10 protein-coding genes and 2 riboswitches are annotated in these 15,822 nt (G+C 66.8%); of the genes, 5 read left to right on the top strand and 5 right to left on the bottom strand.

Annotated elements, in window-relative coordinates:
* Positions 1-4 precede the first annotated feature (4 nt).
* Together AC07PE_RS09855 and smc are read right to left on the bottom strand one after the other, a co-directional pair.
* Positions 5-1,210, bottom strand: coding sequence for a cell division protein ZipA C-terminal FtsZ-binding domain-containing protein (locus AC07PE_RS09855; RefSeq protein WP_498763680.1), 1,206 nt, complete (start codon positions 1,208-1,210; stop codon positions 5-7).
* A complete protein-coding gene (smc, locus tag AC07PE_RS09850) occupies positions 1,207-4,731 on the bottom strand; it encodes a chromosome segregation protein SMC (RefSeq protein ID WP_498763678.1) in 3,525 nt (1,174 codons plus the stop codon). The genes AC07PE_RS09855 and smc overlap by 4 nt, the downstream gene beginning before the upstream one ends.
* Before the next feature lie 270 nt (positions 4,732-5,001).
* On the opposite strand from smc, the gene AC07PE_RS09845 reads away from it, so the two are divergent.
* On the top strand, positions 5,002-6,075 hold the full coding sequence (locus AC07PE_RS09845; protein WP_498763676.1) for a S41 family peptidase: 1,074 nt from the start codon (positions 5,002-5,004) through the stop codon (positions 6,073-6,075).
* A 1-nt stretch (position 6,076) separates the two neighbouring features.
* Here AC07PE_RS09845 and AC07PE_RS09840 read toward each other — a convergent pair whose 3' ends face one another.
* Both AC07PE_RS09840 and AC07PE_RS09835 read right to left on the bottom strand, forming a co-directional pair.
* Positions 6,077-6,802 (bottom strand): phosphatase PAP2 family protein, encoded by a 726-nt coding sequence (locus tag AC07PE_RS09840; protein ID WP_498763674.1) that lies wholly within the window; start codon positions 6,800-6,802, stop codon positions 6,077-6,079.
* Between the two features lie 42 nt (positions 6,803-6,844).
* The gene (locus AC07PE_RS09835; RefSeq protein ID WP_498763672.1) at positions 6,845-9,412 is read right to left on the bottom strand and encodes a DUF1631 family protein; all 2,568 of its coding nucleotides are present in this window, start codon (positions 9,410-9,412) and stop codon (positions 6,845-6,847) included.
* A 375-nt stretch (positions 9,413-9,787) separates the two neighbouring features.
* On the opposite strand from AC07PE_RS09835, the gene AC07PE_RS09830 reads away from it, so the two are divergent.
* Positions 9,788-10,078, top strand: coding sequence for a hypothetical protein (locus tag AC07PE_RS09830; RefSeq protein WP_498763670.1), 291 nt, complete (start codon positions 9,788-9,790; stop codon positions 10,076-10,078).
* Between the two features lie 158 nt (positions 10,079-10,236).
* Here the strand turns inward: AC07PE_RS09830 and AC07PE_RS09825 are convergent, their stop codons facing one another.
* A complete protein-coding gene (locus AC07PE_RS09825) occupies positions 10,237-10,797 on the bottom strand; it encodes an ATP-dependent Clp protease proteolytic subunit (RefSeq protein WP_498763668.1) in 561 nt (186 codons plus the stop codon).
* A 164-nt stretch (positions 10,798-10,961) separates the two neighbouring features.
* Positions 10,962-11,048, top strand: a riboswitch (glycine riboswitch).
* A gap of 26 nt (positions 11,049-11,074) precedes the next feature.
* Positions 11,075-11,169: riboswitch (glycine riboswitch) on the top strand.
* 54 nt (positions 11,170-11,223) lie between these two features.
* Here AC07PE_RS09825 and gcvT point away from each other — a divergent pair.
* From gcvT to gcvP, 3 genes are all read left to right on the top strand, one after another.
* Complete coding sequence (gene gcvT / locus AC07PE_RS09820) at positions 11,224-12,348, top strand: glycine cleavage system aminomethyltransferase GcvT (protein ID WP_498763666.1); 1,125 nt, start codon at positions 11,224-11,226, stop codon at positions 12,346-12,348.
* A 65-nt stretch (positions 12,349-12,413) separates the two neighbouring features.
* Positions 12,414-12,794 (top strand): glycine cleavage system protein GcvH, encoded by a 381-nt coding sequence (gene gcvH / locus AC07PE_RS09815; protein WP_230020835.1) that lies wholly within the window; start codon positions 12,414-12,416, stop codon positions 12,792-12,794.
* Positions 12,795-12,927: 133 nt separating this feature from the next.
* Positions 12,928-15,822, top strand: coding sequence for an aminomethyl-transferring glycine dehydrogenase (gene gcvP, locus AC07PE_RS09810; protein WP_498763663.1), 2,895 nt, complete (start codon positions 12,928-12,930; stop codon positions 15,820-15,822).

The following is a 15,822-nucleotide window of genomic DNA, read 5'->3' as shown; positions in this document are numbered from 1 at the left end:
AACCTCAGCTGAACAGGCGCAGCGCGCGGGTCGAGCCGGCCGGAATGTCGGCCGCTTCCATCTCCTGGTAGAACTCGCCGACCTGGCCGGCGATCTCGCTCAGGGCTTCGTCGGACAGCGGCTGGTCGAAGTCGTCGACGATGGCCGCGTCCAGGCGCAGTTCCAGCGACTTGGCGCAGGCGACCATCTTGCCGAAGCCATCGCGTGCCGGGGCGACGCAAGGCACGTCCAGCAGCAGGGTCAGACGCGAGGTGGTGTCGGCGCCCAGGTTGACGTTGGTCGACAGGGTGAACAGCACGCCGCCCTCACCATCCGGCATCGCGAAGCGGCCGTCCGGGCGCACGTCGAAGCCCTGGTTTTCCAGCGCACCGATCAGGGTGGACATCGCCCACGGTGCGCCCTTGGAGGCCAGGTTCACGCCCAGCTGGGCGTCGTGGCCGGCGACGAAGCGGTGCAGGTTCTTCGCCTCGCTCATCACTTCGATCATGTCCGGCACTTCCGGCTCCGCTTGAATCTCGTCGGCCACCGCGCGCAGGCGCGTGACCATTTCCGAGTATTCGAGTTCGTTCAGGGACGTGCTGCGGGTGGCCAGCTGCACGCCGGCCTGCAGCTTGGTGTAGACGCCGCCATGCACGATCGGCTCCCAATCGCCGTTGACGGCCAGGCCGACGAAGTGCACCGTCTTGTTGCCGACGCGGCGCAGCTTCAGCAGCGCGGGCAGGATCTTGTCGCCGCGCGCGGCGCCTTCGACGTTCAGCGGGATCAGGCAATCGATCAGGGGATCGACCAGGTTCTCGGCCAGCTGGGCCGGCGGCGTATCCGCCTTTGCGCCCGGCAGCGAAGCCAGCGGATCGAGGGCGGCGGCCGTCGCTGCGCCGGCGACCGGCGCACCCGCGGCGGCGCCACCGGCGGCCACGCCGGCCGGTACAGGCTCGCGCACCACCGGCTCGGCCAGCGCATCGCTGCCGGCCAGCTCCGCATACGGCTCATCGGCGCTCGCGTCCAGCACCGGCTCGTGGCGTTCCGCCGGGTCGGTCTCCACCGGCGCGCTCGGCGCGGCGCCGCTCTTCATCAGCACGTCGTCATGGCTCGATGAGAAAGCACGTTCGACGCTTTTGCGGGCCTTGTACTCCTGCCACTTGTTATAACTGATGATGCCGACGACGAAAACGCCGCCGGCCGCGATCAAACTCATTTGTAAGTCGTTCATGCTGCTTGTGCCTCAGTAGCGAAATTCGCGGCGGACTCCATGTCCACCGCCACGATGCGCGATACGCCCTGCTCCTGCATCGTCACACCGATCAGTTGATTGGCCATCTCCATCGCGATCTTGTTGTGCGAGATGAAGAGGAATTGGGTATGGTCCGACATGCGCTTGACCATGCGGCAGAAGCGCTCGGTATTGGCGTCGTCCAGGGGCGCGTCCACCTCGTCGAGGAGGCAGAACGGCGCGGGATTCAAACGGAACATCGAGAACACCAGCGCAGTTGCGGTCAGGGCCTTTTCGCCGCCGGACAGCAGGTGGATGGTGGCGTTCTTCTTGCCAGGCGGCTGGGCCATGACCTGCACGCCGGCGTCGAGGATCTCCTCGCCGGTCATCACCAGCTTGGCCGTGCCGCCGCCGAACAGGATCGGGAACAGCTCCGAGAAGTTGGCGTTGACGCGGTCGAAGGTGTCCTGCAGCAGGTCGCGCGATTCGCGGTCGATGCGCGAGATCGCACCCTCCAGCGTGGCGATGGCTTCCTGCAGGTCGGCGTTCTGCGAATCCAGGAAGCGCTTGCGCTCGGTGGCCTGGGCCAGCTCCTCGACCGCCGCCAGGTTCACCGCGCCCAGCGCCGTGATCGCATTGGTCAGGCGCGTGACCTCGCCCTGCAGGTATTGCGGCTTCATGTCCGGCTGCAGCTTGTCCTGCAGCTCGGATTCGACCGCGCCGGTGGCGCTCAGGGCTTCGGCAAACTGCTCCTGGTTCAGGCGTGCGGCCTGCTCCTTCAGCTGCATCTCGGTGATGCGCTCGCGCTGCGGCTGCAGGCTGCGCTCGGCCGCCATGCGTGCTTCCTCGGCGGCGCGCAGCTGCTGCGTCAGCTGGTCGAGCTCATGGCGCGCATCGGACAGCGCCTGTTCCTGCGCGGTGCGGCGCGCCAGCAGCTCCTGCAAGCCCTCGGCCGCGGTCCCGGATTCCAGCGCTTCCAGCTCCATCTTGCCCGCGCCTATGCTTTCCAGCACCTGCTCCGCCTGCTGGTTCGCGGTCGCGATCGTCCGCCGCAGCTCCTCGATGCGGGTGCGCTGGGTCTTCTCGGCGAACACCGCTTCCTGGGCCGCCCGTTCCAGCTCGCGCAGCTTTTCGCGCGCTTCGTTCAATGCGCGTTCCTTGTCGAGGAATTCGGTCTGGCGATCCTCGTGCGCGCCCTGCAGTTCGGCCAGCTCCATGTCCAGCTCTTCGAACTGGGCCTCGGCTTCCATCTTGGCCTGGCGCTGCTCGGATTCCTGGGCCGCGATCTCGTCGAGGTCGGCGGAGATCTGGCCGCTGCGCTGGTTGAAGCGCGCCTCGACCTCGGCCTGTTTCACCACCTCGATCTGCAGGGCGTGGGTTTCGCGCTGCAGGGTGGCGACCTTCTGGCGGCCTTCCTGCAGGCGGCGCTGCAGTTCGCTCACGGCGGCGTCGGCGCGGGTGGCGCGGCTGCGCGCCTCGTCCAGCAGCAGGACCTGGGCGCGCAGCTGCTTGCCGATGTTGTCGATCTCGTGCTGGCGCGCCAGCACACCATCCTGCTCGGCGTCGGCGGCATAGAAGCGCACGCTGGAACGGCTGACGATGTGGCCGTGCGGCGTGACGAAACAACCGCCGGCCGGCAGGCGATCGCGCTGGGCCAGCGCTGTGCCGGGATCGTCGGCGGCGTAGACTTCGTGCAGCCAGTCGTCCAGCAGACCGCGCAGGCCAGGGTCATTCAGTTTCAGCAGGCTGGCGAAGGGCTTCAGGCCATGCGCTTCCGGCGCGGCCGGGGCGCTTGTGGACGGCGTGTACACGGCCATGCGCGCCGGCGGGGCGTCGCCGAAGAAGCCGCGCGCCCAGTCCAGGTTCGAGATCTCGAGGGCGCCGGTGCGCTCACGCAGCACCGATTCCAGCGCGGTCTCCCAGCCGGTTTCGATATCGAGCTTCTGCCACAGGCGCGGCAGCTTGTCGAGTTCGTGCTTCTGCAGCCAGGGCTGGACCTTGCCCTGGGTCTGGACGCGGTCCTGCAGCTGGCGCAGGGCCGACAGGCGCGCTTCCAGCTTGGCGTTCGCCGCGGTCTCCTGCTGGACCTGGGCGTGGGCCTCGCGCCTTTCCTGTTCGCTGGATTCCTGGCGGCTTGCGGCTTCCTCCAGCAGCAGATTCTGCTCTTCCAGCTGCAGCTGCTTCTCTTCCTGCTGCATCCGCAGATTGTCGAGGTGGCCGGCGTCCGGCAGGTTCAGGTTGCCGCGCTCCTGCTGCAGGCGCTCGCGCCGCGTGGCCAGGGTCGCGAGGATGTTCGAGGCATTGCGCTGATGCGCCGACGACAGCTCGATGCGCTGCTGGATCTGCATGATGCGGGCGCGCGATTCGGTCGACTGCTCCTGGGACGCGCGCCAGGCGGCATTGAGTTCCGGCAGGCGTTCGTTCTGCGCTTCCACCGCGATCTGCGCACCTTCGACGCGCGCCGCCAGTTCCTCGAGGCGGTACTCCGCTTCCTCGATCTGTTCCTGGGTGTCGCGCGCCTGGTTCAGCCACTGCTCGCGCTGGGCGGTCAAGGTGCCGATCTGGTTCTGCAGGCGGGTGCGCGACTCGACCACGAACTTGATCCGCGCTTCCAGGCTGCCGATCTCGGAATTGGTCTGGTACAGCTCACCCTGGGCCGCGTGCAGGCGGTCGCCGGTGGCGTAGTGGGCCTGGCGCATGCGTTCCAGCTCCAGCTCCAGGTGGCGCATCTTCGCGTTCTGTTCTTCGAGGCCGGTCTGGGCCTGTTCCATCTCGAGGAACCAGCGCGCCTGCTCGGCTTTGGCTTCGTTCTTGCGCAACAGCCAGAGCAGCTTCTGCTTCTCTTCCTGGTCCGCCTGCAGCTGGTGGAAGCGGTTCGCCACCGCCGCCTGGGCTTCGAGCTTTTCCAGGTTGGCGTTCAGCTCGCGCAGGATGTCTTCGACGCGGGTCAGGTTCTCGCGCGTGTCCGACAGCCGGTTCTCGGTCTCGCGGCGGCGCTCCTTGTACTTCGAGACGCCGGCCGCCTCCTCCAGGAACACGCGCAGCTCTTCGGGGCGCGACTCGATGATGCGGGAGATCATGCCCTGGCCGATGATGGCGTAGGCGCGCGGGCCGAGGCCGGTGCCGAGGAAGATGTCCTGGATGTCGCGCCGGCGTACCGGCTGGCCGTTGATGTAGTAGGTCGAGGTGCCGTCGCGCGTCAGCGTGCGCTTGACGGCGATTTCGGCGTACTGGCCCCACTGCCCGGCCGCCTTGCCGGCGCTGTTGTCGAACACCAGTTCGACCGAAGCGCGCCCGGCCGGCTTGCGGTAGGTGGAGCCGTTGAAGATCACGTCCTGCATCGACTCGCCGCGCAGCTCGGAGGCTTTCGACTCGCCCAGCACCCAGCGTACGGCATCGATGATGTTCGACTTGCCGCATCCGTTGGGGCCGACCACGCCGACCAGCTGTCCCGGCACCTGGAAATTGGTGGGATCGACGAAAGACTTAAATCCCGACAATTTGATGGAGGATAGACGCACGTTCTCGAGGAAGGATGGGTGTCGTGAAAAACCGCATCATACCATCTGTTCCTTGCTTTAAGGCCAAGATTCGGCGTCGCTTTCCTCTCTGTGGGCTCATGCATCGGCCCTGGCGCACATGCAGCGTGCGCGGTCAACTCAATAGCAGATATAAATGCTACTACATAGCAAATTTAATGCTATTCTAATTTCGCAATATTGCTGAGAACCCGAAGACAGTGCTGCTGACGAGCCCATTGCCCGCCCATTCAACAAGAGGAAACCCATAATATGAAGAAGAAATGGCTTGTCATACCAGCTGTGGTATTGCTGGGGCTGCTTGCTGCACTTGTCTTCCTGCCGGACCTGGCGCGCTTCTGGTTTTCGCACCGGTCGCAACCCAGGGTGACGGTCGATGCCGCCATGCGCACGCAGACGATAGCCGCGCTGGTGGAGAAGCTGAACCGGCACTACGTGTTTCCCGAAAAGGCCAAGGAGATCGAAACCCTGCTGCGCCAGCGCCAGAAGCTTGGCGCATACGACGCCATGAGCGATGGCAGGACGTTCGCCGAACAGCTCGACACCGACATCGCGAGCGTTGCCCACGATCTGCACATGGGCGTTTACTTCAGCGGGCGCGTGACGCCGCCGGATCCGGTCGGGGAGCCGGACCTGCTGGGCCGCGCGCCGCCCCGGGACGCGCCCCTCTTCATGCGCCTGTTTGGCACCATCATCCTCAGCAGGGACAAGGCCGGCGTCGAGAAGGTTAAACATCTGAGCGCCAAGCTGGGATTGCTGCAGCTGAAGGCCTTTGCGCCGCCTGCCATGTCGGCCGACAAGGTCGGCAGCGCGATGGACAAGCTGGCCGATACCGAGGCCCTCATCATCGACCTGCGCGGCAGCAGAGGCGGCCACCCCGGAGGCGTGAATCTGATGCTCAGCTATTTTGTCGACCGGCGCACCCACGTGACCGACATTTGGTCGCGCAATACCGGATCGACGACCCAGCTCTGGACCGAGGACAAGCTCGAAGGCAAACGCTATGGCGGCAAGAAGCCGGTTGTCATCCTGGTGGACCGCGACACCAAGTCGGCAGCGGAAAGTTTTGCCTACACGATGCAGGCGATGAAGCGCGCCACCGTCGTCGGCACGCGGACCTGGGGTGGCGCCAATCTGGGCCGCCCCTACCGCCTTGGCGACCATTTCCTTGCCGTGGTACCGGATGCGCGCTTCATCAGCCCGTTCACCCACGGCGATTGGGAGGGCGTGGGCGTGATTCCCGACGTCGAGGCGGCGCCCGCCGAGGCGCTGAAGGTGGCGCAGGCGCTCTTGCAGCGCAAGACGCGCGTCGCCGCACTACCTTGAATCAGGTACAAAGCACCTCGAAACGGCGCCTCTCCGGCGCGCACGGCGGCACGTAAGGCCCGCGGGCCGGCTGCCAGCCGTTGCGCAGCCACACCCGGTCGCTGCCGGACAGCTTGAGCGCGGCCGCCGTCAGCCACTGATGGGAATTGACCGGGTCGGCGCGCGGCAGCAGCATGGTGGCCGCCAGCAGGCCAAGCAGCAGCGGCTGCGGCGAGCGGTCGCGCGCGGCGCGGGTGCGCATGATGAACAGCGCCGCACAGCCCAGGCCCAGCAGGCAGCCGGCCGCCGCTTCGCTGGCCGAGTGGGCGCCGACCTTGACGCGGGCGATGGCCACCGCCACCGCCAGGACGGCGCCGGCCAGTACGCCTGCGCGCAGCCAGTTGCCGCCGCGCCGATCCTGTCCACCGGGCCGGGTTTCGCTGCGCCTGTCTTCGCGCCGCAGACCGCGCCTTTCCAGCAAGAGGAACAAGGCCACCGGGAACACGGCGGCGGCACGCGTGGCGTGGCCGGAGAAGCCGGTGAATTCGAGGGAACGCACGCCGATGCCCCAGCCGAGGAAGGCCATCTGGCTGGCCACGGCGACGAGCAGCGCAGCGCCGAACAGCAGGCACCAGGCCAGCGCCAGGCGCCAGCAGCGCGCGCCGACCAGCCAGGCGGCGATGGCGACGGCGAGCAGCGCGGTGACGTTCAGGCCGCCGAGAGCGGAAAGGTGGTACCACCAGATCATGGCTCGACTATACCGCAATCCGCGCAGGTCCCGCGCTGCGTGTCAGCGCCCGGCCGCCACTTTCATCGAAGCGTCGTTGACTGCCCCAGCCTGCATCGCCTCCGACAGCACCTGCCCCACCACGCCATCGATGGCCAGCACGCGGGCGGCGCCGGCGTGCAGCAGCCCGGCCAGCTTTTCCGCCGACAGCGAGAAGGCTTCGCGCCGTCCCGCACCGGAGAAAATGAAGAGCGTGCGCAGCGGGCTGACCCAGGCCAGCTTGACCTTGCGCGCACCTTCGCTGGTCTTGAACTCGAACCACATGCCGCGTTCCAGGCCGTCCACCGGCGAAATCATCTGCTGGCGCGCCGCTTCCTGCTCGGCTGCGGCCTGCTCCAGCTCGACCCGGCGCAGCGCGTCCTGCTGGGCGGCTTCGACCGCCAGTTCCAGCTGGCGTTCCGGCGACAGCTCGATCGGCGCGCGCACGATCGAGGCGTGGCATTCGGCCAGGCGGGCGAAGAATTGCAGGCGCTCGGCGTCCTGCCAGCGGATCGCGTCCAGCCATTTATTCAGGGTCTGCAGCAGGCGCGGCAGCTTGGCGATCAAAGCCTTGCGCTGTTCCTGGGTCTGTTTCGGCTTGACGCTCCAGATCAGGTCATCCATCGCGCGGGTGGCGTTGACGACCGCGCCCGGCTTGTCGGCGTCGATGCTGTAGGCGAAGGTCATGACCGTGGTCCAGCGCTGCTCGAGGAAGCCGCTGACCACCTGCTCGACGTCGCCGGCCTGCACGCGCAGGGCGACGGCATCGCGCGCGGCGCGGGTTGCGACCTGCAGCTTTTCCTGTTTCAGGGCGCTGGCCACCGGGGCGGCCATCGCTTCCTGCTGGGCGTCTTCCTCGGCGGCGATGCCCGCTTCCAGCTCGGCCACCGCCTCGGCAAAGGCGTCCGGCCGAGCCTCGCCGACGCGCTCGACGCTGCGCTGCATGACCTGGAACAGCGGATCGTCGAGGTCCTTGCGCTGCTCCCAGCCCATGCGAGAGACCAGGTCGACCAGGCGCCGCGCCGGATGCGCCTCCTCGAAGAAGAAGTTCTTGTCGAGCAGGGCCGCTTTCAGCACCGGCACCTGCAGCACGCGCAGCAGCTCGCGGGTCTGGGGCGGGATGCTGTCGTCGAGCAGCACGGTCTCGAACACGCGCGACAGCAGGCCGAGGGTGCTCTCGTCGCCGCGCGACAGGCTGCCCTTGGGCAGGCTCTGCGCAAAGCGCGGCAGGTAGAAGACGTTGTGCGGCAGCGCGCCGGCCGTCGATGGGACCGCAAGCGAAGGATCCGCCCCTCCCTGTGCCGCCTGCAGGCCGGGTTCGATGCGGGCCAGCAGTTCCAGCAGCGGGGCGACCTGGCCGGGGACCAGCAGCGGGACGCCGTCCGGCAGCCCGGGGATGGCCGGAAGACCAGCGGAGAAGCCGGCGGCAGGTACGGCGCCCGATGCCTGCGCGGCGCCAGCCGCTGCGAAACCGGCTGCGGCCACGCCGCCTGGCGCCATTGCAAAGGGTCCAGCCGCCACACTGCCGCCGGCCGAAGGCGCCGCGCCCGGCGCAGCGTTCGATGCGGCGCCGGCCGTCGCAAGGCCCGGAACCGCGACACCGCCCGCAGCCACGAATCCGCCTGCGGGCTGCGCCGCCTGTGCCGCCTGTGCCGCCGCTGACGCCTGCGCCGCTGCGGTGCTCGTGGCGGCCGCGTCGACGCCCTGCTCCAGCGGCGCCGAAGCGAATCCCGCCGCTGCACTCGGCCGCCAGCCGCCGGCCCCGGACGGCATCTCCGGCAGCTCGGGAATCAGCGGCACGGCCGCCAGGGCCGCGCCATCCTCGTCGCCGAACAGCTTGCGCAGCTGCTCGGCCAGCGCCGCCTTGCCGCTGGCGCGTGCGGCGCGCGCGGCGGCCGCGTCGTCGGTCTTCTGGATGCGCCAGGCCTCGAGCGAGCCCTGGCCGTCCTTGCCGGTCAGGCCCGTGACCAGGGCTTCGTACAGCGCGCCGAAATCGAAGGCCAGCTCGGGGCGCAGCAGCTCCAGGATCAGGCCATGCGATGCTTCCTCGGGCTCGAACTCGCGCCAGGCTTCTTCCAGCGCCTTCAGGAAGACTTCGGGGCGGAAGGGATTGGCGTCGGCACGCAATACGCCCTTGCCCAACAGGAGACCGAGGCGCACCGACAGGGTCGCCAGCTGCTCGGAGTGGGCGATGTCGAAGGGACGGGTGATGGCGCCGAAGGCGACCTTGCTGTCCATGACTTCGAGCGGCACCAGGCTGAGCGAGCCCGGCGCCGGCTTGTCGGCGGCGCCTTGCGGCTGCAGGCGTTCGAGCTCCTGGCGCAGGGCCAGTTCGATGCCGGTACTGGCCAGGTGGTAGAAGGCGTAGCTGTTATCCCGCAGCAGCTTGCTGGAGCGGACGCGCCCGTAGACCTCGCGCGTGTCGAGCTCGGGCTGGCTGAGGTCCGCCAGAGCCTCGCCGAAGCGGGCGATCATCGGCGTCAGCTGCTCCTTGAGCTGGGCGGCCGCGATATCGGCGAGCGCATCCAGGGTCGCCTGCTTTTGCTGGGCGGCCTGACGCGCTGCCGGACTCTGGACTCGGCTCGATGACATGGTGGACGGTGAATACGATGGCTTGCTTATGCTTATTGTGGCACATAATTGCCACATGGCAATCACTATCTGCAAATTGCGGCTGGCCGATCATAGCCGGCGGTGGATGAGACAGCGCCGTCGACAGGAACAAATATTCTACTGAAGAGTTAGCTCAACAATAAAATCACAAGCTTATCGGCTATGCAATACCACCAAGAAGAATATATATCGCGCTGCAGCAATCTTTGCGGAAAATTTATTCTTTGAACGTAGGTGTATCTCCTACAATTCACCGCGTCGTGTTCCGATACCACATCTACTGACGGGCTTGCATTATTGCACTACCGGAAACGCTTCGGTAAGCAGGACTTCCAATTTTAGAAAGGAATGATCATGGCTAAGAACAGCAGGTCGGGCAAGCAGGGCGGCTCGCGCGAGCAGCACGCAGAAGCAGGTCGTCAGAGCCACAAGAACGACGCCAACAAACAGGGTTCCCAGCAATCCGGTTCCCAGCAGTCGGGCTCGGGTTCGGGCTCGCGTTCGGGCGGTTCGGGCGGCACCCGCGGCGGCACCCCGGAGCAGCATGCCGAAGCAGGCCGTCAAAGCCACAAGAACGACGGCAACAAGCAGTCGGCGTCCGGCTCGGGTTCGCGCTCGGGCAGCAGCCGCAGCAGCAACCGCTGATCCGCTTGAGGCCGAAGGCGGCGCCGCGGCACCAGCCGCAGCGCCGCCTTCGGCCTTCAGGACGGCATCGGGGGCGTGGACCGGGAACGGTGCACGCCCTCTTTCTTTGGCTGTGCCGGTGCGGGAAGCCCTGCGGCAGGCGTGCCGCAGGGCAGCGATCAGATATTGCGCAGGCTGGCGCCCTTGGGCGGCGCGAAGTCCTTGACGTCGTTGACCAGGCCCGCGGTCTTGGCGTCGCGCCCGTTCAGGTGCAGGTCGCCGTACTGGTGGATGCCCCATTGCTCCGGCGTGAGTTCGATGTGCTTGCGCAGGATGGCCTCGGTGCGGGCATCGTCCGCGCGCAGGCCCTCGACGATGATGTTGAGGGCGTCCGGACGCGAGCCCGGCGAAGCCGTCGCGTGCGACTTGTGGATCATGAAGCGGGCCGTCTCGCTGGCGTAGCGCCGGGTGCCCGACAGGAACAGGATCACCGCGATCGATGCCACCGCGCCGCCGTTGTACATCACGAACTCGATCGGCGAATTGGCCAGGAAGTTGTACAGGCACAGGCCGTCGCTGACGTAGCCGCCGTTCGACTGCACGAGGATGTGGGCGGTTTCGGTACCGTCCTCGGTCATCATCGAGACGGCTTCGAACACGCGATGCACCATGTCGCTGTTCACGTCGCCGGACAGCGTGAAGTACGCCTCTTTTTGCTGTTTTGCTTGATCTTCGCTCATAGGGGGCTCTCTTCCGTGACAAGGTCGTAGGGTAAGTGTAACAAAACACGGTTTTTTCCCTATGTGGACGCACTGCAATAGTGCGAGCCCTCCTCCGCAGGTGCCGGGACCTCGCGCCATGGGCCTTTAGAATTGACTTCCCTGCACGCCTCGCATATCCTTCGCAGTCTTGACCGGGAGAGCGCAGCGCAAGGCTGCCGCCGAAGGGGCATCACCCGAAAACTCTCAGGCAACCGGACCGGTCGGGGGACGCCGCGCTATGCACTTGGCAAGCGCGGCGACCAACTCTGGAGAGCGGCTCTTGATGAGCCCACCGAAGGGGCAGGCGGTATCTACCGCTATCTCTCAGGTATCGAGGACAGAGGGGTGCGAACAGCACGCGCAAGCGTGCCGTAACCCTATTTAACTGCCCGAGGATCTCACGCCATGACGCTCAAAGCGACCCCGCTCAATTCCGTACACCGCGCATCCGGCGCCAAGATGGTCGACTTTGGCGGCTGGGACATGCCCGTCAACTACGGTTCGCAGATCGAAGAACACAATGCCGTGCGTACCGACGCCGGCATGTTCGACGTCTCGCACATGTGCGTGGTCGACCTGCACGGCGCCAACGCCCGCCCCTTCCTGCGCGGCCTGCTGGCCAACAACGTCGACAAGCTGCAGGCGGCCGGCAAGGCCCTGTACTCCTGCATGCTGAACCCCGAAGGCGGCGTGATCGACGACCTGATCGTCTACTTCTTCCGCGAAGACTGGTTCCGCCTGGTGGTCAACGCCGGCACCGCCGAGAAGGACATCGCCTGGATCCGCCAGCAGAACGAGGCCACCGGCAGCGGCCTGGCCATCACGCCGCGCCGCGCCGACCTCTCGGATGACGGTATCGCCCTGATCGCCGTGCAGGGCCCGAACGCCCGCGCCAAGGTGTGGGACGTGCTGCCGGCCACCAAGGCCGCATCGGAAGCCATGAAGCCCTTCAACGTGGTCATCGTCGACGACACCCCGTTCGGCGAAGTGATGGTGGCGCGCACCGGCTACACCGGCGAAGACGGCTTCGAAATCGGCGTCCCCGCCACCCAGGCCGAAGCGCTGTGGAAGGCGCTGGCCGCCGCCGGCGTCAAGCCCGCGGGCCTGGGCGCGCGCGACACCCTGCGCCTGGAAGCCGGCATGAATTTGTATGGCCAGGACATGGACGATACCGTGTCCCCGCTCGACGCCGGCCTGGCCTGGACCGTGGACCTGGTCGCCGAGCGCGACTTCATCGGCAAATCGGCCCTGCAGCAAAACGGCCAGCAGCAGAACTTCGTCGGCCTGATCCTGCGTGAAAAAGGCGGCATCCTGCGCGCCCACCAGAAGGTCGTGGCAGCCTCCGGCAATGCCGGCGAGATCACCAGCGGCACCTTCAGCCCGAGCATGCAGCAGGCGATCGCGCTGGCGCGCGTGCCGGTCGAGGTGCAGGTCGGCGACACCGTGCACGTCGAAATCCGCGACAAGAAGCTGGCCGCCTCCGTGGTCAAGCTGCCGTTCGTGCGCAACGGCAAAGTGCTGGCGTCCTGATACGCTGCGCAGACAAGAACAATTTATACTTACCGCCTCATCTCTCTATCCATTAGGAGCCATGCATGAACATCCCAGCCGACCTGAAATACACCGAGTCCCACGAGTGGGTCCGTCAAGAGACTGACGGCACTCTGACCGTCGGCATCACCGAGTACGCGCAGGACGCGCTGGGCGACATCGTGTTCGTCGAACTGCCGCAGGTCGGCAAGGCATTCACCGCCGGCGACGACGCCGCCGTGGTCGAGTCGGTCAAGGCCGCCAGCGACATCTACGCCCCGGTCTCGGGCACCGTCACCGCCGTCAACCAGGCCACCGCCGACGCCCCGGACTCGATCAACGCCGACGCCTACGGCGCCTGGCTGTTCAAGCTGCAGCCGAGCGACCCGGCCGCGATCAATGGCCTGCTGGATGCAGCGGCTTACGGCAAGACCACTGAAGGTTAATCGACTCGTCGCCCCCGCGCAGGCGGGGGCCCAAGTTCTGCATGCGCCGCGTTAGCTCCACCAAACTTGGGCTCCCGCCTTCGCGGGAACGACGTCTGTAGCAGCCCGATCCTCTCTTTTTTCGCCTCCTATCATGACCCGCACCAGCCTGACCCAACTCGAAGCACGCGATGGCTTCATCCCGCGCCACATCGGTCCGTCCGACGCCGAACAGGCAGCCATGCTGTCCGTCCTCGGCTACCAGAGCCGCGCCGCCCTGATCGATGCCGTCGTTCCCGCCAACATCCGCCGCAAGGACAAGCTGGACCTGGGCGAATTCTTCGACCCGCTGCCCGAGCAGGCCGCGCTGGCCAAGCTGAAGGGCATCGCCTCGCAGAACAAGGTCATGAAGTCGATGATCGGCCAGGGCTACTACGGCACCTTCACCCCGCCCGTCATCCTGCGCAACATCTTCGAAAACCCGGCCTGGTACACCGCCTACACGCCCTACCAGCCGGAGATCTCGCAGGGCCGCCTGGAAGCCATCCTGAACTTCCAGCAGGTGATCACCGACCTGACCGGCATGGGCATCGCGAACGCCTCGATGCTGGACGAAGGCACCGCCGCCGCGGAAGCCATGACGCTGATCCAGCGCGTCGGCAAGTCGGCCTCGAAGGTCTTCTACGTCGCCGACGACGTGCTGCCGCAGACCCGTGAAGTGGTCGAGACCCGCGCGCTGCCGATCGGCGTCGAAGTCCGCACCATCGCCGCCGCCGACATCGAGAACCTGACGGAGACCTGCTTCGGCGTGCTGCTGCAGTATCCGGGCGTGAACGGCGACGTGCGCGACTACCGCAACGCCTGCGAGAAGCTGCATGCGATGGGTGCGATGGTCGTGGTGGCCGCGGACCTGCTGGCCCTGACCGTGTTGACCCCGCCGGGCGAATGGGGCGCCGACGTCGTGGTCGGCAACAGCCAGCGCTTCGGCGTGCCGCTCGGTTTCGGCGGCCCGCACGCCGGCTACCTGGCCACCCGCGACGACTACAAGCGCAGCATGGCGGGCCGCCTGGCCGGCGTCACCGTCGACGCCCAGGGCAACAAGGCATTCCGCCTGGCGCTGCAAACGCGCGAACAGCACATCCGCCGCGAAAAAGCGACCTCGAACATCTGCACCGCGCAGGTGCTGCTGGCCGTGATGGCCTCGATGTACGCCATCTACCACGGCCCGAAAGGCCTGGAGCAGATCGCCCGCCGCGTGCACCGCTACACCGGCATCCTGGCCGCCTCGCTGCAAAGCATGGGCTACCAGCTGGCCAACGAGACCTACTTCGACACCCTGACCGTGATCGCGGACAATGCCGACGAGCTGCACCGCATCGCCGTCGACAATGGCGCCAACCTGCGCCGCATCGACGCCCGCCATGTCGGCCTGTCGCTGGACGAGACCACCGGCCGCGACGAGATCGCCCTGCTGGCGAAGATCTTCGGCGAAGCCGCGGGCAAGGACGCCGCAGTGGACTTCGACTCGCTGGACAGCGACGCCGCCGACGCCTTCCCGGCATCGCTGAGCCGCACCAGCGCCTACCTGACCCACCCGACCTTCCACCGCTACCACGCCGAGCACGAGATGCTGCGCTACCTGCGCTCGCTGGCCGACAAGGACCTGGCGCTGGACCGCACCATGATCCCGCTGGGTTCGTGCACGATGAAGCTGAACTCGACCTCGGAGATGATCCCGGTCACCTGGCCCGAGTTCTCGAACATCCACCCGTTCGCGCCGGATGACCAGACCGTCGGCTACCGCGAGATGATAGCCCAGCTCGAAAAGATGCTGTGCGCCGTGACCGGCTATGCAGGCGTGTCGCTGCAGCCGAACGCCGGCTCGCAGGGCGAGTACGCGGGCCTGCTGATCATCAAGAAGTACCACGAGTCGCGCGGCGAAGGCCATCGCAACATCTGCCTGATCCCGTCCTCGGCGCACGGCACCAACCCGGCATCGGCCAGCATGGTCGGCATGCAGGTGGTCGTCACCGCCTGCGACGAGAACGGCAACGTCGACCTCGAAGACCTGAAGAAGAAGGCCGAGCAGCACAGCGCCAACCTGGCCTGCGTGATGGTCACCTACCCGTCGACCCACGGCGTGTTCGAGGAAGGCATCAAGGAACTGTGCGAGATCGTGCATGCGCACGGCGGCCAGGTGTACGTGGACGGCGCCAACATGAACGCGCTGGTCGGCGTTGCCGGCCCCGGCATCTTCGGCGGCGACGTCAGCCACCTGAACCTGCACAAGACCTTCTGCATCCCGCACGGCGGCGGCGGCCCGGGCGTCGGTCCGGTGGCGGTCGGCGCACACCTGGTGCCCTTCCTGCCGAACCAGGCCTCGACCGGCTACCAGCGCAACGAGCAGGGTATCGGCGCAGTCAGCGCAGCGCCTTACGGTTCGGCCTCGATCCTGCCGATCTCCTGGATGTACATCGCGATGATGGGCGCCGAAGGCCTGACCGCGGCGACCGAGACGGCGATCTTGAACGCCAACTACATCGCCCGCCGCCTGGCCCCGCACTATCCGGTGCTGTACACCGGCCACGACGGCCTGGTCGCGCACGAGTGCATCATCGACCTGCGCCCGCTGCAGGACAAGACCGGCATCAGCAACGAAGACGTGGCCAAGCGCCTGATGGACTTCGGCTTCCACGCCCCGACCATGAGCTTCCCGGTGCCGGGCACGCTGATGATCGAGCCGACCGAGTCGGAGTCGAAGGTGGAACTCGACCGCTTCATCGAGGCGATGATCACCATCCACGCCGAGATCGTGAAGGTCGAGCGCGGCGAGTACGACCGCATGGACAACCCGCTGAAGGGCGCGCCGCACACCGCGGAAGTCGTCACCGCCGACGACTGGCAGCACACCTACACGCGTGAAGTGGCTGCCTTCCCGGTGCCGTCGCTGCGCAAGCGCAAGTACTGGCCGCCGGTCGGCCGCGCGGACAACGTCTACGGCGACCGTAACCTGTTCTGCGGTTGTGCACCGATCGAGGACTACGAGTGA

The organism is Telluria sp. GW821-FHT07G12 (assembly GCF_059418525.1).
The sequence above is the reverse complement of the archived record's forward strand: the minus strand, read 5'-3'. Positions and strand labels throughout refer to the sequence as shown.